Genomic DNA, 17409 nt, shown 5'->3' with positions numbered 1-17409 from the left:
TTACGCGGCCCCTTTCCAGGCGTCGGCGATCTGGACCGTGTCGGTCAGGATCGCGCTGTTGAGCTCCATCACCTTCAGCGACGCGGCGTGGATATCGGCCTCGTAGGCGGCGCAGGCGTCGGCGGCGATGAAGACGTGATAGTCCAGATTGAAGGCGTCGCGGGCCGTGCTGTCGACACAGCACTCGGTCGTCACACCCGCCATCACCAGGGTATCGACTCCCAGAGCGGTCAGCCGATCATGGAGATCGGTGCCGACAAAGCCGCTGTAGCGGGTCTTTCGCACCACCACCTCGCCCGCTTCCGGACGGGGCCCGACGAACTCAGATCCGGCCTCGCCCAGACGGCAGAGCGCGGCGTCCGTTTCCGGATCGCCGCCCCGCCGCCGCATGCGCTCGTTCCAGGCCGGCGAGTCGGTTTCGGGGGTCGTGAACAGGCCCACGAAAACCACCGGCACCCCCGCCGACCGGGCGCTGGAGACCAGGCGCTCGGCGGCGGCCAGGGCGGGCTGGACCACGCTCATGTCAACGCCGTACTGCCCCAGCAGGCCGTCCGGCGAGGCGAAGTCGACCTGCATGTCGATCACCAGCACGGCTGTCCGCGTCGGCGCTATCCACGCTCGCAGACCCTCGTCACCCGCCACGATCTCGCTCAGCCCGTTCACGAATACACCGATCGCAGCCCCGGCAGGATCTCCGAGCCGAACATGGTCAGGCCCTCGACGTAGTCGGGGAAGATCAGCATCAGGCCGTCCAGCTCGGCGTAGTCGACGAACTCCTGAATCTTCCGCGCGCAGGTGGCGGGCGAACCAATGGCCGTCTGCGTCATGAACGCCCCAGTCGACAGGGCCTTGGCGCGCAGATCGCCGCCGCCCATGCCCCAGCTTTCCAGCATGGCGATCACGGCGTCGATGTCAGCGCCCTCATCGTATCGCTTCGCGGTCGCCTCGGCGGCGGCATCGGTCTCGCCATGCACGATGGTGCACATGGCGTAGGTGCGGATGGTGGTGCCCAGACGCTCGGCGGCGGCCTTGGCGCGCAGGCTGGCGTCACGGCGCTCGTCGGGCGTACGACCGCCGATGAAGACCGCGTCGGCCTCGCGCACCGAGAACTGGAAGCCGCGCTCGGACATGCCCGCGCAGATGATGCTGGGACGCGGCTGGCTGAGCGGCTTGGGCAGGGACTGGCAGTCCTTCATCGTGAAGAACTCGCCGGCGAAATCGACGCTGTCCTCCTTCCACAGCCGCTTGACGATCGAGGTCCACTCCTCGGTCAGGCGGTAGCGGCCATCATGGTCCAGCGAGTCATCCCAGGCGCCCATCTGCTCGAACTCGCCCTTGTAGGCGCCGGCGACGATGTTCAGGCCCGCGCGTCCCCCGCTGATGTGGTCCAGCGTGGCGATCATCTTGGCGGCCACCGCAGGGTTCTGCAGCAAGGGGTGGATGGTGGCCCAGACCCGGATGTTCTTGGTGGCCTCGGCCAGGGCGGCCATCATCGTCACCGACTCCAGGGTCACGCCCCAGTGGTTGGTCTCGCCCCCGAAACCGCGGAACTTTCCCATGGCCATCAGGAAGTCGAGTCCGATCTCGTCGGCGAGCACCGCAGCCGCGCGGTTCTGCGGGTACAGACCATCGAGGGTGGGCGTGGTCTTCGAGATGATCCAACCGCCGTTGGCCATCGGCATGAAGACGCCGAAATCCTTGTGCTTGGACGGGCTATGGAACATGGGGGCCTCCTCAGGCGGCGTCTTGAAGCAATACGGGAGGCTGCTCGGGAACGGGAGCCTCGGTGGCGTTGGCGGTGACCTTGATCGGCGGACGCATGAACAGCGCCGCAACGAAGATCACGCCGATGACGGCGGCGAACGCCTGAAAAGTCGGCGCGAAGCCACCCAGTTGGTCACGCATGTAGCCGCCGATCACCGGCCCCAAGGCCGAGACAGCGCCAACGAGACAGACCAGCGAGAAGATCTCCAGGTTATTGCGGCGACCATAGTAGTTGAGCAGCAGGATGCTGACAGCCAGCACCGTCATGCCAAAGCCCGTGCCGACGCCCAGGGCGAAGATCATCATCATCGGCCAGCTGGCGGCATGAGCAAGGGCCAGCAGGCCCACGGCCATCATCCCCTGCGCCCCGGCCAGCAACCAGCGCGGATCGACCCGGTCGCCAAGCAAGCCGCCGCCCATGCGCGCCACGACCTGCATCAGGGACTCCAGGCTCAGCGCGCTGACCGCGACGGCGGAGACAACCCCCATCTCTCCAAAATGGCTGGGCGCCAGGCTGACGGCGGTCACGCCGCCCAGCAGGTGCGCGAAATAGGCCGCCAGGATCACGTAGAACTGTGGGGTGCGGATCGCTTCCTTCACCGTCCAGTCGGTGGCGGTGCGATAGACGCGAGCATTGGCCGGAGCCGTCAGGGCGTCTTCGGCAACGGCCTTGTCGGTATCGACCGCCGCGGCCTCAAGCCAGGCCCGCCCACCCACCAGCGCGGCGCACAACACTCCGATCACGGCCGCGGCGATCGCCTGGGCCGCCCAGTAGGGTCGCCAGGCGCCGTTTGCGGCGGCGAGGCCCGCCAGCGCCATCCACGGTCCGGCGACGCCCCCCAGCGAGCCGATGGTGAAATAGATCCCGAACGGCAGGGCGCGCTTCTTGAACAGCATCCCCAACACGTGAGTGCCCGGGATCAGGGCCATCATCTGGTAGCCCACGCCCAGCAGCGCCGTGCCCGCCAGATAGATCGGCAATCCGCGCGCCGCCGCGAGGCAAATAAAGCCGGCGACCATTACGGCCGAGCCGACCACGATGGTCGCGCGCACGCCGATCTTGCGAATGAGGATGGCCGGGAGCCAGGACGAGGCCCCGCAGAAGGCGCCAAGCAGGGTGAAGCCCAGGAACGCCGAAGCAAAGCTCCAGTGCTGCTCCTTGATCATCGAAGGCAGCACCACGCCGAGCGACGAGAACGTCGAGGCGGTGATCAGGAACAGGAGCAGACTGAAGGTCCCGAGCAGCAGCCAGGATCGCCATTGGGTCATCGACATCGTCGTCGGGCCTCCATGCGTTAAGCTTGGCCGCGCGCCGCCCTCTCGCGGCGGCGCGCGGCGATGGGAACTAGAATTTCCGCGAGAGGGTCACGCGCCATTCCCGGCCCTTGCTCGGCAGGGCGCCGAGGTTGGCGTAGGAGTCGGCGTCGGGCGTGAAATAGAGCTCGTCGAACAGGTTATCGATATTGGCCGTCACGGTGTACGGGCCCTTCTCGTAGTAGGCGGAGGCGTTGACCACGGCATAGTCCGGATAGGTCACCGCGTTCGGAACCGTGCCCGAGGTCTTAGTCACGTGGGTGACGCCCAGCGCGCCGCCCACCTTGCCCCAAGCGTAGTCGTCGCTGGTATAGGCGCCGTACAGGCTGACCACCGACTTGGGGATCAGGGTGTAGTCGTAGTCGCCGGCGCCGCGGACGCTGGCGAAACTCCAAACCACATACGAGCCCCCATAGGCGTTGGCACCCGAAACGCCGGCTGTATAGGCCGGAATATACTGGAACGAGGTGTCGGGGCCCTTGATCGTGGTGTGCTGCGCGTTGCCCGAGAAGGTGAAGCTGAAGTGCTCGCTGGCCAGCCAGCGAACTTCCAGCTCCACGCCCTTGGCGCGCGTGCCCTGCACACTGATCGGCGGGCCGTTGACCAGCTGGGTGCGGTTCTGACGATAGCCCGCCAGCGACCCGACCAGCGTGCCCTTCAGCCACTGGAACTTGAAGCCGGCTTCGGCCAGATCGGAATCCGACAACCAGGCGTCGGTGGCCACCAGGCCTGGCGCGATATCGCCCGCCTGGCTCATCTCCAACGCCGAGGCCTTGGCGTAGGTGATGTAGGGCATCACGCCCAGCGGCGCCTTGTAGGTGGCGCTGGCCGAATAGGTGCCCCTCGCCTCGCCGTCCTTTTGCTCGCCGGCCACGGTGTAGCTGAGGAAGCCGGTGTCGTTGGATTTGACGTGGTAGTCATCGTAGCGACCGCCCAGGATCAGGTTCAGGCGCTCGCCCACCATGATGTCGGTGGTGAAGAAAGCGCCGATCTGGTTCCAGTCACTCTTGTTGTCGTTCTCCCACTTCACGCCGTCGGTGGCGTTGAACGGGCTGCCGATGATGTCGGTCGCCGTGGCCCCGAAGGCGATGTCGCGGCGGTCCAGCGCGATCAGGCCGCTGTTATAGCTCTCGCGGCGACGGCCCTCGAAGCTGCGATACGAGGCCCCGACGAACGACTTCGAGGTGATGAAGCCCGCATCATGCTCGAAATTATAGGTAACGCGGCCTTCCCACACAGAACTGTCGAACCAGGCCGGATAGCCGTAGGAAACGAAGCGCTTGTTCTCCTGGTCGTCATAGAAGAGCTGCAGCTTCACCGCGCTGGTCGGCGAAATCTCCTTGGCGAGGTCGTAGTAGAAGGTGTTCGTGCGCGTCTTCGAGAAGTCGGCGCCGCTGATATAGACCGTGCGGGGGCTGAGCTTGGTCGTACCGACGCCGGTATCCAGGGTGTGCTTGGCGTCGGTCGAGGGGAAGCCGTAGTAGGCCAGATACATCGCCGCCGCGTACGGGTAGTAGCCGATCTCGCTGGGTGTCAGCCGACCGTTCTTGTCGCTGTCGACCAGAGAGGTGTCACGGCCGGTGGTGTAGGTCTGGTTGTCGATCAGGTTCTGGGTCAGGCGATTCCAGCCCGGCGTCTGAACGTCGCCGTCCGAATGATACAGCATGCCGCCAAGGGCGGTGCTCCAGCCGTCGCCAAGATCAAAGTCCGCCGAGATCTCGCCCGTCTGGCGGCGCGGATAGATGCCCTTGTAGAAGCTGTGGCTGTCCTCGACCTCGCCATAGGCATAGACGCCGCCCGTGACCGGACCCAGGTTCACCGGCAGGCCGATCTGCGCCGTGGCGTTCTTCTTGTTGTACGAGCCGTAGGTCGCGGTGACCTCGCCGGTCGGCTCGGTCAGATAGCCGCCCTCGTTCTTTCCCGACTTCGGGATGAAGTTGAGCATCCCGCCCACCTTGCCCGAGCCATAGATGGGGGTCGGCGGACCGCGTACGATCTGGATCTGGTCGGCCGCGCCGATCGGCGTCGAATAGGTGCCGCGGTTCTCAATGCGCTTGAAGCCGCGGAAATAGTTCTCCGCCAGGGTGCCGCGGATGTTGAGCGCCCCGGGCACGCCGTAGAAGCTGGCGGTGTAGGTGCCGGGCGAAACGGCGGTGAGGCCGTCAATGCTCTCGATCCCGTAACGTTGCAGCGTCACGTCGCTGACGAAGCTGGCCGAACGTGGCGTTTCCAGCAGCGGCTTGTCGATGCCGAAGACGGTGTTGCTCGGCTGCTTCTCGAGCAGGCCGGCCTTGTCGCGGGCCTTGACGACGACTTCATCGACCGTATCCGCCACGGCGGTCGATGGGTCCTCGGCGAAAGCGGCCGTGGAGAGGGTCAGAAACACGACGGCGGAAGCACCCGCCAACAAGAGTTGTTGTTTAGACATGACGTCCTCGCTGAAGGTCGCCGCGCCCACCGCCTGCGGCGGTTATCCCCAGGTGCGGAACCTCAAAACGAGCATCGCCCTTCGGTGGCGTCCTGACCGGACCGCCGACTGACATTTTGAGAGAAATGTCTCCACCGCTCGCTTCTTACTCAGTCTTCCCTGCGCCGCGCACGGGGCTGACCAAAAAAATTGATCCAGCGCGCACGGCTAGCGGTCAAAAGCGCCACCGTGGAACCTCCCAAGCTTGAGGTTCCAAGGCGCTTTGGCCCGGTCATGGCGAGGCCAAAACTGTCTTCATTCCGACGAAGGAATAGGTTGCGGCGCGCGACGCCGTCCGGTATCGAACCCACCTCTTCGCCAACGCCGATTGCGTTGACCCGGATGGCCCGGTGGCGGAGTGGTGACGCAGCGGATTGCAAATCCGTGCACCCCGGTTCGATTCCGGGCCGGGCCTCCACCTTTTCAGATACTTGGTTCCCCCAGCCTCGACCCCGGCTGAACCGCGCCGTTGATCACGCGCGATGATGAAGAGGGGATCGGGGACCTCAAAGGCCGCCTTTGAGTCGAGGATCACCCCGCGCATGGCCCTGCGGCGGCGTCCTGAAAGTTGCGGGCAAGACCATTGCTGGCCCTCCCCCCTTGGAGGCCGAGGCGACGCCCGGCCCAAGAAGCCATGTACGATCACGCAGTCGGACGACCGCGCTCCCCGAAAGGAGCGCGGTCTCCTGGTTAGAACGTCTTGCGGATGCTGCCGTAGAAGTAACGGCCATAGGGTTGGTACAGGCGGGCGAGATAACCGTCGGACGACACCGGCGGCGCTTCGTCGGTAATGTTGCGCACACCGAGCTTCACGCGGGTATTGGCCGCCCAGCCCTCGGTGAACTCATACTCGCCATAAAGATTGCCGGTGACCTGGGAGTCCACGACCCAGGCCGAGCCCGCCGAGTCGAGCAGAGCGGTGTCTTCGACGTCCCCGATATACTGGGTGAACGCGCCGACCGTGACATGGTTGAGGTTCCAGGTGACGGAGGTGGTCCACTTCCATTCCGGCCTGCCGTTCTGGCGGACTTGATTGCCGCCACCGGTGATGGTGGTGCCCGCATTGATCTGACCAGCCGAGCGCGCGGCCAGCAGGGCGGCGATGGCCGGCGACGGCGACTGATAGAACTTGATCAGGTGGGCGCCGTTGACGTTGACGTCGAAGTCGCCGAACCGCGTGCCGTGCAGGCGATAGAGCAGGTTCAGGTCCAGGCCGCGCGCCTCTTGCGGCAGCAGGTTCTGATACTGGTCCTTGACGTAGAGCACCGTGCCGACCGGGGTCAGGCCGGTGCCGGCGAAGGCCGCGACATCATCGGCGGTGGCCGCAGCGCGGACGACGTCAGGATTGCTGCCGCCGCTCTGGCGAGCCAGGTAGTCGGCGATCAGGGCGTTGCCCTCGCCGAACAAGCCCACGATGCCTTCCTGCTTCACGCGCCAGTAGTCGGCGGTGAAGGTGAGACGGCCATAGTCGGCCGGGATGAACTTGGGTTCAAACACCAGGCCAAAGCCCGAGGTTTCCGACTTTTCCGGCTTCAGGTCCGGATTGCCCGAGCGCTGAGCCTGGACGCTGAGCGACCGCGAGCAGTTGCTGAAGCTGGTGATCCGGCCGGCCCGCAGGTCGGCCTCGCAACGCACATAGTCGGTGCGCGTGTTGGCGCGGGTGACCACCGTGGCGTTGATCTGTTCGAGGTTGGGAGCCTTGAAGCCCTGGGCCCACGACCCACGCAGACGGAAGCCGTCGAACAGGTCCCAGGCCACGGCGACCTTGGGCTTGGCCACCGAACCGACGTCGCTGTACTTCTCGGCGCGGCCGGCCAGCTGCACCTCGACGCTGCGCACCAGGGGGATGCCCATTTCCGGCGAGATCACCGGCACGGCGAATTCGACATAGGCCGAGCCAACGTTGCGCGAACCCTTGGTGTCGGGCGACGGGCTGGTGCCGACCAGGTCGCTGCCATAGACCACGCCGGTCACCGAATTGGTGTAGGTGATCGTGCCGTCGACGCGAGCGTCGCGGTCGTCCTTCTGGGTTTCGCGGCGGAACTCGACGCCCGAAGCCATGCCGACATCGCCGGCCGGCAGGGTGAACAGGTCAGCCTTCGAGACGCGGAAATCCCACGAGGTCAGCGAGCTGGTGCTTTCGCGCTTGGACTTTACCCGGATCGCGTCGATCGCGGCGCTGCTGCTGGGCGTGGCGTCGCCAACGCTGGGGTTGCCAGCCGTGCCACCGTTGAACGGGTTGTAGGCGTCGGGCGTCGACAGGGCCAATTGCTTCTGGGCCGCCGTGGCGCTGATGCCGTCCGAGACGTCCTTGACCTTGGCCTGCGAGTACAGCAGAGCCGACTCCCACTTGAAGCCCAGTGCGTCGCCCTTCAGACCGCCCAGGAAGCGGGTCTGACTGTTGGTGACGTCAACCTTCGACTTGCCGGCGTCGACGAAGTCGTAGCTGGTCAGGGTCACGTTCAGGCCGGCGGCGGGAGCCGTCGTGCCCGCGATGCGGTTGGGATTGGCGACGCCGTTGAAGGTGGTCGGGCCAAAGGGGTTCCAGTAGTTGGACGCCGGAGCCGTGATCACCTGAGCCGAGGTCGTGGTGACCGGCGCCTGGAAGGCGTGGGTCTTGGCGCTGTAGACGCCGACTTCGCCAAAGGCGGTAATGGTGTCGGTGACCTCGTAGTTGCCGGTCAGGAAGACGTTGAGACGCTTCAGCTCCGGCATGAGCGACAGGTCGCTGGCTGCGGCGTCGTAGCGCAGGTTGCGGTCGTCGGCCGAGGTCGCCGGCGCGCCGTCATCAAGGCTGACGCCCGAGCCGAGCGTCACGAGGCTGCCGGCGTTGGTCGTCGGCTGCGTGTGGAAGGCGCCGGCGGTGCTGGTCAGCAGCACGCCATTGAGGCGAACGGCGGTGCCCGCCGAGAAGCTGCCCCACGGCGTGACCGTGCCGCGACCGTCCAGCGAAGCCGCGCCGTCAAAGCGCGTGCCGGTGAACAACGGGCGCTTGTCGGCCGAGGCTGTGAAGGCCTGGTCGCGCGTGCGCAGCGCGGTGCGCTGGTCGTAGCTGACGAAGGCGGTGACATTGCCGCGCTCGAAATTGTGGCCGAACAGGCCGTTGAACTCATACTCCTTCAGGTGGGTGCCGGCCGCCGCGCCGTGCTGAACCTCGACCTGAACGCCGTCGTACTTATCCTGCAGAACGGTGTTGACCACGCCGGCGACGGCGTCGGTGCCGTAGATGGCGGCCGCGCCGTCACGCAGCACTTCCAGCCGCTTGAGGCCAGAAGTGGGGATGGCGTTGGTGTTGTAGGTGATGGTCGGAACCAGGCTGGAACCGTCGGCCTGGCTGGTCGGGTGAGCGACCACGCGGCGGCCGTTCAGGAGCACCAGGGTGTTGCCGGAGCCCAGGTTGCGCAGGTTCACCGAACCGATGTCGCCCCGCGCCGAGTTGCTGCTGCCGGGCAGGTAGCTCGAATTGTAGTTGACGTCGCCCATCTGCGGGATCGAGCGGAACAGATCATCGCCCGAACTGGCCGCGACAGCGTCCAGCTGCTTGGCGTCAATCACGGTGACTGGCAGGGCGGCGGTGGCCTTGGCGCCTTCGATGCGCGAGCCGACGACGACGATTTCCTCGACCGTGGCGTCTTGGGGCGCGGCGGCGGTCTGAGCGAAGGCTTGGCCGCCCCAAGCGGCGCAAAGCGCCGAGGTAGCGAACATAGCTGCACGAAGCGCTCTGGAGTTGCTCATAGAGATAGTCCCCTCACTTGAAGTTTTCGCGTTAGACAGCAAATTGGTAAATACAACGTGCAGTCACACAAATATTATAGTCCGACCTTGACTTGTTATGGCGCTATCTGTGCCATAATATTCTGACACCAGATAAATCAGCTCAATAGAAAACGACGTTATCGACTTCCAACCAGAGCTTTTCGCCGCCCTTTCGACCGCCCATGAACTCGACTTCGGTCAGGTCGGCGCCGGTCCACTCGCCCTTGTTGCGATCGCTGGCGCCCTTGAGGGCCGAGAAGGGAATCTCGACCGTCTTCCAGGTCGAGCCGGCCGAGAATGGAGCAGCCCAGCGGCCGCCCGACGTGCTGACGCCCAAGGCGTAGTCGCCATCGCCGCGCACCTCGAAGCGAACGCCAGTGAAGGCGCGGGCGTCGACGGGCTGAATCGACCCGCGGGTGAGAGGGATGATCACGCCGGCCGAAGGCTTGGCCTTCATGGCCATCCGGGCGTTGATCGACAGGGCCTTGCCCTGATCGCCCCGCGCGATCACCTGGCTGATTTCCACCGTGCGGTCCAGGCCGCCATCGGGGTCGTCGGTGCGCAGGGTGTCCAGGCTGGAGCGGCCGTCTTCCCGCTCGAAATCATCGATCTGCGCCTTGGCCGGAAGGGAGGGCATCGTCGTGGCTTCGTTGGTCGTCATCGGCGGAGCGCCCGGCCCGAACACCAACTTGCCGTCAATGAACACGCGGTCTGTCTTGCGCACGTCGCCGATGGTCTTCCACGGCTCCCCCTTGATCAAAACGAGGTCCGCCCGCTTGCCTTTCTCGATCGTGCCGCGATCAGCCAGCTGGTTGATCACCTTGGCGCTCAGGGCGGTGCCCGCCATCAGGGCCTGCGTGGGCGTCAGGCCGGCCCGGACCATAAGCTCCATCTCGTGCAGCGTAGAGACTCCGTGCGGGGCGCCAAGCATGCCCGCATCGGTGCCGAGGGCGATAGTCACGCCGGCGTCGTACAGCGCCTTGGCGTTGTGCAGAGCGTTGTCGAACTTCAGAAAGCCCTGCCGGTTCTTGGGATCTTCCGGATCGCGGGCCGGCTGGCCCGGCTTGACCGGCTCATAGACCGCGAGGGTCGGCGTATCGGACGTTCCGCCCGCCTTGATGATCTCGATGGCCTCGGCGTCGAGGCGGCGATCTTGCAGACTGTGCGTGATCACATCGACCTTGGCGCGACCGGCCACTTCGCCGCGATCGACGCTGACGGTGTGGGTGAAGACCTTCAGGTCATTCTTGTGCGCCTCATCGACCAGGGCCGTGAGCGTCCACTCATCCATGCTGGTGTTGTCGGGCGCCGCGCCATAGCGCCAGCCGTCGGTGAACGCCTTGATGAGGTCAGGCTTGTAGGGGACCAGCGCCCTTACTGCGGCGCGCGCGGCCTCCGGCGTATTGACCCACTTGGTGGTGGCGGTATCGGCCCAGTCGGCGCCATGGCCGCCAGGGGTGCTCATTCGGGCCGCGAAGTTCACGTGCGGCGCCGTAAGCGTCGAGAGCCATTGGCGACGGGGCGCCCAGGATTCCGGCGCGGCATTGAAGTCGCTGACCGTTGTGACGCCCGCCGCCACGTAGGCGCTGGCGATCTGCGGCGTGGTGCTGGGGACGCCACCCGGCGTCCAGTGCGTGTGAAGGTCGTAGAAGCCCGGCAGCAGCGCCTCGCCCCTGGCGTCGATGATCCGGGCTCCGCGAGGCGCCTTAACCTCCGGGCCGACCTCGGCGATGCGCCCATTCCGGATCACCACATTTGCGAGATGCGGAGCAGCGCCCGTGGCGTCGAACACGGTGGCTCCGATAATCGCAATCGCCTTTCCCTCCTCGGGTCGGGCCGCCCGGGAAGCGCCAAATGCGCTCAGAGCGAGGATCGCGGCCAAGGCCGTGGCCCCGCCAAGTTTTATCCGGACAGGCTTCATTTGGATGCGATCTCCCGACTTCGCCGAACCGGCGATACCTTGATGACGCGCCAGCCCGGCGTTTCCGCACCCCCGGCCCGCCAGTTTTTTCGACGCCTGACCATTCAGGGGGCCGGCGAGCGATCCTCGGGCCGGATCAGGCCGGAGGCGGCGCAATGAGCGAGGAAGGCTACGGGTAGCCGCGTCAGCGCGATCGAAACGGCGGCGCGGCCTGGCCTCCGCCCATGAAGCCAACCCATTTCGGTCGGGCCAGGATCGACTCGTCTATGAATGCTCCCTCATCGAACTAAGATCGCCCGCCCACGCGGTCCAACTCTGAGGGTCCGCCGCGCCCCTTGCCCGAACCCTGAAAAGGGCCAAGGAGAGATCCTTTGACGTACGAGACGACGCTTTGAACATTCTGGTCACGGGAGGCACAGGGCAAGTCGGTCGCGAGCTCGCCCTGGTCCATTGGCCCGAAGGCGTGGCGCTTCACATGCCGGGGCGTCACGAGCTCGACCTAGCCAACGCCCCATCGGTCAAGGCGTTCTTCGCGCGACACTCGTTCGACGCCGTCATCAATGCCGGCGCCTACACGGCCGTCGACAGAGCCGAAGGCGAGGTCGCGGCGGCTTTCGCCGCCAACGCCGCGGGCCCCGCCATTCTCGCCGATCTGACACGGGCGATGGGCGTCCCGCTGATTCACGTTTCCACCGACTACGTCTTCGATGGCGAGGCGAAACATCCCTATCAAGAGGATGATCCAGTCGGGCCAGTCAACGTCTACGGCGCCTCCAAGCTGGCGGGGGAGCTGGCGGTCAGGGCCGGCAATCGTCGCTCGGTCGTTCTGCGCACCGCGTGGGTCCTCAGTGCGCATGGGTCCAACTTCCTGAAGACCATGCTGCGTCTCGGGAGCGAGCGATCAAGCCTCAGGGTGGTCGAGGACCAACTCGGTTGCCCCACCTCAGCTCGCGATATCGCCGAGACCTTGCGGACGATAACGCTGGAGATGATGGCCGCGCCGGACGCCTCTGGCGGAATCTATCATTTCGTCAACTCAGGCGAGACAAACTGGGCCGGACTGGCGCGCGAGATCTTCGCGCTGAACGCACGGGCCGGCGGCCCTTCGGTGGCGGTCGAAGGGATCTCGACCGCCGACTATCCCACGCAAGCCCGTCGGCCCGCCAACTCACGTCTATCGACAGCCAAGCTGACGAGAGACTATGGCATTCGACCTCGCGCCTGGCAGACAGCGCTGGGCGAGATCATGAATGAACTGAAACAAGGGCATGACGCATGAAGGGCATCATCCTGGCGGGAGGCTCGGGCACCCGGCTGCACCCCATGACCCTCGTCATGTCCAAGCAGTTGATGCCTGTCTACGACAAGCCGATGATCTACTACCCTCTGTCGACGCTCATGCTGGCCGGCATTCGCGAGATTCTGATCATCTCTACCCCACGCGACGTTCCGTCGTTTCAGGCGCTGCTGGGAGACGGCTCTCAGTGGGGCTGCAGCATCGAATACGCCGTGCAACCCCAACCCAACGGTTTGGCGGAAGCCTACATCATCGGGGCCGATTTCGTCGGCGGCTCGCCCTCGGCGCTGATCCTGGGCGACAATATCTTCTATGGCCACGGATCGACCGAACTCTTCACACGGGCCTCGACCCGCACCCATGGCGCGACCGTCTTTGCCTATCATGTGACCGACCCGGAACGATATGGCGTCGTCTCCTTCGACGCCTCGATGCGGGCGCAGGCGATCGAGGAAAAGCCCGCCCAGCCCAAATCCAACTGGGCGGTGACGGGTCTCTATTTCTATGACGCCGCCGTGGTTGATATCGCCGCCAATCTGAGACCGTCCGCTCGCGGAGAGCTCGAGATCACCGACGTCAATCGCGCCTACCTCGAGCGCGGTGAGCTTTCGGTCGAGATCATGGGACGGGGCTATGCTTGGCTGGACACGGGCACGCCCGACAGCCTGCTTGAGGCCGCAGAGTTCGTCAGGACACTGGAAAAGCGTCAAGGCTTCAAGATCGCCTGCCTGGAGGAAATCGCCTTTTCAAATGGCTTCATCACCTATGACGAGGCCACAAAGCTCATGCAGAAGTACGCCAAATCCGACTATGGCGCCTATCTGAAGAGGGTTATCGATCGTCTGCAGGATGTAAGCGTATCCAAGGCTCAAAAGCCATAAATTCAGCGGGCGCGGTCAGTCTCACGCTAACCGGTCTCCGCATCAGGGTGCGATCCAGGCCATTTGCGGAGACTGAGTTTGAAGCCGCTATCGTCTAAGCTCCACCGCTTCGCCGCCGACGTCATAGGACACGCTGTCTGGCTCTATTTCCGTTTCAGCTTGAGCCTTCGCGGCGTCGAGGAGCTGCTCGCGAGCGCGGGATCGAGGTCAGTTACGAGACGATCCGGTGCTGGACCAAGACGTTCGGTCCGCCCATCGCGAGGCGCTTGAAAAAGCTTCGCCCCTCCCCTTCGCCCCGCTGGCGCCTCGACGAAATGGTCTGCCGGATTGGCGGCAGACATCTGTATCTTTGACGCGCGGTCGACGACGAGGGAGAGGTTCTAGAGCTGTTGATGCAGCGTCGCAGGGACGCCACGGCGGCTCGAAAATTCCTCGAACGGCTATTACGCCGCCAGCCCATCGGGCCTGAGAACATCACAACCGATGGCCTATCTTCGTACTCGGCGGCGCTGCGAGCGTTGGATTTAAAGCACCTTCATCGGCCGGGACGTCTCCGGGAAAACAATCGGGCCGAAAACTCCCACCTACCCGTCCGGCAACGAGAACGATGGATGCAGGGCTTCAAGAGTCAGCCATCAGCCCAGCGCTTGCTGTCCACCCACGCCGCCATCTACAACACCTTCTCCATCCAGCGACATCTGATCAGCCGACCCAACCTTCGGCGCTTCCGCGCCGAGGCTCATGCCGCCTGAGCAAAGGCCACCGCCTGAAACGGCCAAGTATTAGCTCGTCTCAACTTGCCGCAGTTAACCTGACAACGCCTTTCCGGACTCAAGAAACACTCCAGAAACGCGACATTCAACGCCGGTCCCTGAGATCGGAAAATCGGCGCTCTAGGTCAATGTTCTCCTATGGCTCCTGGCTCCAGCTTGAGCGCGCAGCCACGGGCCAGAGGAAGAGCTCGCGATTGATCAGCGCGGCGCTACGTCCCTCCCGAGACACCGTCGGGTCCATGAACTGCGCGCGGTGGATCTTGAGGAGCGGGAACCGTGAGCAACGCGCCGCCTGGGCTAGCGCTCAAAATCCAAGACGACCCGCCCTTCGATCTCGCCCCGCTGCATGCGGTCGAAGATGGTGTTGATGTCCTCCAGCGCTCCCGCTTGGACGTGGGCCTTGACCCGACCGTCGGCGGCGAAGGCCAGGGCCTCCTGCAGGTCCAGGCGCGTGCCGACGATCGAACCGCGCACCGTGATCCCATTGAGCACGGTGTTGAAGATCGACAGCGGGAAGTCGCCGGGCGGCAGGCCGTTGAGCGACACCGTGCCGCCCCGGCGCACCATGCCCATGGCCTGGTCGAAGGCCTTGGGCGAGACGGCGGTAACCAGCACGCCCTGGGCGCCGCCGATCTCCTTTTGCAGGAACGGGCCCGGGTCGACGTCGCGGGCGTTGACGGTGACCGAGGCCCCCAGCCGCTGGGCTAGGGCCAGCTTGTCGTCGTCGATGTCGACCGCGGCGACCTTGAATCCCATGGCCTTGGCGTACTGCACGGCCAGATGCCCCAGGCCGCCGATCCCGGAGATCGCCACCCAGTCGCCAGGTTTGGCGTCAGTGACCTTCAGGCCCTTGTAGACGGTCACGCCAGCGCAAAGGATCGGGGCGATGTCGAGAAAGCTGATATTGTCGGGCAGATGGCCGACATAGTTGGCGTCGGCGACCACATAGGGCGCGAAGGCGCCATTGACCGAATAGCCGGTGTTCTGCTGGGCCTCGCACAAGGTCTCCCAGCCGCCCAGGCAGTGGACGCAATGACCGCAGGCCGAGAACAGCCATGGCACGCCGACCCGGTCGCCCTCCCGCACATGATCGACGCCTTCCCCCACGGCCACGACGGTGCCGACCCCTTCATGCCCCGGAATGAAGGGGGGCGTCGGCTTGATGGGCCAGTCACCGTGGGCGGCGTGCAGATCGGTGTGACAGACCCCGCAAGCGGCGACCTTCACCAACACCTGCCCGCGTCCTGGTCTGGGAATCTCGACCTCCTGGATGATCAAAGGCTGGCCAAAGGCGCGGACGACAGCCGCTTGCATGGTCTTTTCCATGGAAATCTCCGGAGACGGAAACGGCCGCTGACGCGCGGTCGAAGAAAGACGGGTTGGGTTAGAACGGCGCGTCGATATCAACGACGTCGATGAGCTTGTGGTTGACGAACTCCTTGATGCCCAGGCCGATGAGCTCGCGCCCATAACCCGAGCGCCGCACGCCCCCGAACGGGAGGTCGGCCTTGACCATGGTGGGGTGGTTGACGAACACCATGCCCGTGGAAATCTTCTCGGCGACCTCCGCGCCGTGAGCGGGATCGGCGGTGAAGACCGAGCCGCCGAGCCCGAACGGGGAATCGTTGGCGATGCGTATGGCGTCGGCCTCGTCCTTGGCCCGAAACAGCATCGAGACCGGCCCAAAGAACTCCCAGTAGCGCGCCGGGTTATCTTCGCCGACCTCTGTGAGGATCGTCGGCTGCACGAAGGCGCCCTGGTTGGGAACTGCGGGTCCAACCGCCTCGGCCTTCGCGCCCAGCTTGATCGCCTCGGCGATCTTTTCCTTCACCTCGTTGGCGGCACCCTGAGAGGAAAGCGGCGCTAGAGTGGTCTTGGAGTCGAAGGGATCTCCCGCGACCAAACCCGCCACGCCTTGGCGGTAGCGGTCCAGGAACGCGTCGTAGACCGCATCAACGATGATCATCCGCTTGGACGACACGCAAACCTGTCCGCCATTCCAGTGACGGCCGAACACGGCCCAGTCGACGGTCTTCTGGAGATCGGCGTCGGCGAGCACGACAAAGGCATCCGCGCCCCCCAGCTCCAGGGTCGACTTCTTCAAGGCCTTGCCGGCCTGGGCCGCCACGATCGATCCGGCCGCCTCCGAACCGGTCAGCGCCACGCCGTGTACGCGAGGGTCATTGAGGATGAGCTCAATCTGCGAGCGCGTGGCGAAGAGGTTCTTGAAAGCGCCCTTGGGAAGGCCCGCGGCCTTCATCAGCTTTTCGAAGGCCTCGGCGCTTTGCGGAACATTGGAGGCATGCTTGAGCAGCATGGTGTTGCCGGCCGACAGCTGCGGCGCGATGATCCGGGCGATCTGGTAATAGGGGAAGTTCCAGGGTTCGATGCACAGCAGCACGCCGAGCGGTTGGTGCGTGACCCGCGCCTGGCCCTCGGCCGAATGAGCGACGGGCAAGATCTCGTCGGCAAGCAGTTTTTGGGCGTTGGCGGCATAGTACTCGAAAATCTCCGCCGAGAGCTCGACCTCCGCCTTCGCCTCGGACAGCAGCTTGCCCATCTCGGTGGTCAGGATCGCGGCGAACACGTCGACGTCCTGGCGCAGGAGGTTGGCGGCGTTCCGCATCACTCTGGCGCGCTCGGTGAAAGCCGTGTCCCGCCAGGCCAGGAAGGCGGTGTGCGCGCCTTGGATCGCTTGAGACACCTGCGCATCCGTGGCGTCGGGGAAGGTCTTGAGCACCTCGCCCGTGAAGGGATTTGTCGTTTGGTAGGCCACGAACGGCTCCTTTCTCGACTACGATCCAAGGCTGTCGGAAGACAGCGGGTCAGTCGCCGAGAGGGCGGCCGCCCACCGCGCCGGTCTGGCGGCGGCTGGCGTCATCACAACGCGGCCTTGCCCACCCCACGTCTCCTCGGATCGATATCTCGTTGATCAGGAGCGACGTTCGCGGTGCGCGGAGTCGTCGCCGACCGCGTCACCGTGGGCGCTCGCGGAGCGCGCGGCCTTGATACAGATCATCTCGCGGCGTTTCCGCGAGGTATTTCAAACGCCGCCGGACGCGGGCGGCAGCTACGGCCAAGGGCAGGCACTCGGGGCTTGTCGCCCGGAGCGTCCGCGCTGCCCGGTGACTTTGCCCGAGCTCGACTTTCGCCGCGTGTTGACCTCCGGCCAGCCGGCCTTCTATGCCCAGATCGCGCGCGATGGCGCGAAGCTGAACTTTGCGTCGCGTCGTGGG

At 65.1% G+C, this 17409-nt stretch carries 10 protein-coding genes, 1 tRNA gene and 1 pseudogene; 4 read left to right on the top strand and 8 right to left on the bottom strand.

From position 1 onward, the window contains the following. The 4 genes from ACQY9P_RS15800 to ACQY9P_RS15785 form a co-directional block, all read right to left on the bottom strand. A complete protein-coding gene (locus ACQY9P_RS15800; RefSeq protein ID WP_421738333.1) occupies positions 1-663 on the bottom strand; it encodes a cysteine hydrolase family protein in 663 nt (220 codons plus the stop codon). Then, the gene (locus ACQY9P_RS15795; RefSeq protein ID WP_421738334.1) at positions 660-1724 is read right to left on the bottom strand and encodes an LLM class flavin-dependent oxidoreductase; all 1065 of its coding nucleotides are present in this window, start codon (positions 1722-1724) and stop codon (positions 660-662) included. The genes ACQY9P_RS15800 and ACQY9P_RS15795 overlap by 4 nt, the downstream gene beginning before the upstream one ends. A gap of 10 nt (positions 1725-1734) precedes the next feature. After that, the gene (locus tag ACQY9P_RS15790) at positions 1735-3039 is read right to left on the bottom strand and encodes a CynX/NimT family MFS transporter (RefSeq protein WP_421738335.1); all 1305 of its coding nucleotides are present in this window, start codon (positions 3037-3039) and stop codon (positions 1735-1737) included. Between the two features lie 70 nt (positions 3040-3109). Next, the gene (locus ACQY9P_RS15785) at positions 3110-5506 is read right to left on the bottom strand and encodes a TonB-dependent siderophore receptor (protein WP_421738336.1); all 2397 of its coding nucleotides are present in this window, start codon (positions 5504-5506) and stop codon (positions 3110-3112) included. 383 nt (positions 5507-5889) lie between these two features. On the opposite strand from ACQY9P_RS15785, the gene ACQY9P_RS15780 reads away from it, so the two are divergent. Continuing rightward, positions 5890-5963, top strand: a tRNA-Cys gene (locus ACQY9P_RS15780). 272 nt (positions 5964-6235) lie between these two features. Here the strand turns inward: ACQY9P_RS15780 and ACQY9P_RS15775 are convergent. Then, positions 6236-9250, bottom strand: coding sequence for a TonB-dependent receptor plug domain-containing protein (locus tag ACQY9P_RS15775; protein ID WP_421738337.1), 3015 nt, complete (start codon positions 9248-9250; stop codon positions 6236-6238). 172 nt (positions 9251-9422) lie between these two features. Then, positions 9423-11093, bottom strand: coding sequence for an amidohydrolase family protein (locus ACQY9P_RS15770; protein WP_421738338.1), 1671 nt, complete (start codon positions 11091-11093; stop codon positions 9423-9425). Positions 11094-11613: 520 nt separating this feature from the next. On the opposite strand from ACQY9P_RS15770, the gene rfbD reads away from it, so the two are divergent. The 3 genes and pseudogenes from rfbD to ACQY9P_RS15755 all read left to right on the top strand — a co-directional run bounded on the left by rfbD (position 11614) and on the right by ACQY9P_RS15755 (position 14152). Next, the gene (gene rfbD / locus ACQY9P_RS15765) at positions 11614-12501 is read left to right on the top strand and encodes a dTDP-4-dehydrorhamnose reductase (protein ID WP_421738339.1); all 888 of its coding nucleotides are present in this window, start codon (positions 11614-11616) and stop codon (positions 12499-12501) included. Then, positions 12498-13400: a glucose-1-phosphate thymidylyltransferase RfbA gene (gene rfbA / locus ACQY9P_RS15760; RefSeq protein ID WP_421738340.1), complete on the top strand. Its 903-nt coding sequence runs from the start codon at positions 12498-12500 to the stop codon at positions 13398-13400. Before rfbD ends, rfbA begins: the two co-directional genes overlap by 4 nt. Before the next feature lie 78 nt (positions 13401-13478). Further along, positions 13479-14152 (top strand): annotated as a pseudogene (locus ACQY9P_RS15755) (IS6 family transposase). A 318-nt stretch (positions 14153-14470) separates the two neighbouring features. Here the strand turns inward: ACQY9P_RS15755 and adhP are convergent. Beyond that, a complete protein-coding gene (gene adhP / locus ACQY9P_RS15750; RefSeq protein ID WP_421738341.1) occupies positions 14471-15499 on the bottom strand; it encodes an alcohol dehydrogenase AdhP in 1029 nt (342 codons plus the stop codon). Between the two features lie 58 nt (positions 15500-15557). Next, positions 15558-16949: an NAD-dependent succinate-semialdehyde dehydrogenase gene (locus ACQY9P_RS15745; protein WP_421738342.1), complete on the bottom strand. Its 1392-nt coding sequence runs from the start codon at positions 16947-16949 to the stop codon at positions 15558-15560. Between the last annotated feature and the right edge of the window lie 460 nt (positions 16950-17409).

The sequence above is a fragment of the Caulobacter sp. genome (assembly GCF_965279145.1).
GTDB lineage: Bacteria > Pseudomonadota > Alphaproteobacteria > Caulobacterales > Caulobacteraceae > Caulobacter.
Note: the sequence above shows the minus strand (reverse complement) of the source record. Positions and strands in the feature narration are given on the sequence as shown.

Coding starts and splice junctions, on each gene's coding strand:
- ACQY9P_RS15795 (WP_421738334.1), bottom strand. CDS start 1,724: ATGTTCCATAGCCCGTCCAAGCACAAGGATTTCGGCGTCTTCATGCCG.
- ACQY9P_RS15790 (WP_421738335.1), bottom strand. CDS start 3,039: ATGTCGATGACCCAATGGCGATCCTGGCTGCTGCTCGGGACCTTCAGT.
- adhP (WP_421738341.1), bottom strand. CDS start 15,499: ATGGAAAAGACCATGCAAGCGGCTGTCGTCCGCGCCTTTGGCCAGCCT.
- ACQY9P_RS15775 (WP_421738337.1), bottom strand. CDS start 9,250: ATGTTCGCTACCTCGGCGCTTTGCGCCGCTTGGGGCGGCCAAGCCTTC.
- rfbA (WP_421738340.1), top strand. CDS start 12,498: ATGAAGGGCATCATCCTGGCGGGAGGCTCGGGCACCCGGCTGCACCCC.
- ACQY9P_RS15785 (WP_421738336.1), bottom strand. CDS start 5,506: ATGTCTAAACAACAACTCTTGTTGGCGGGTGCTTCCGCCGTCGTGTTT.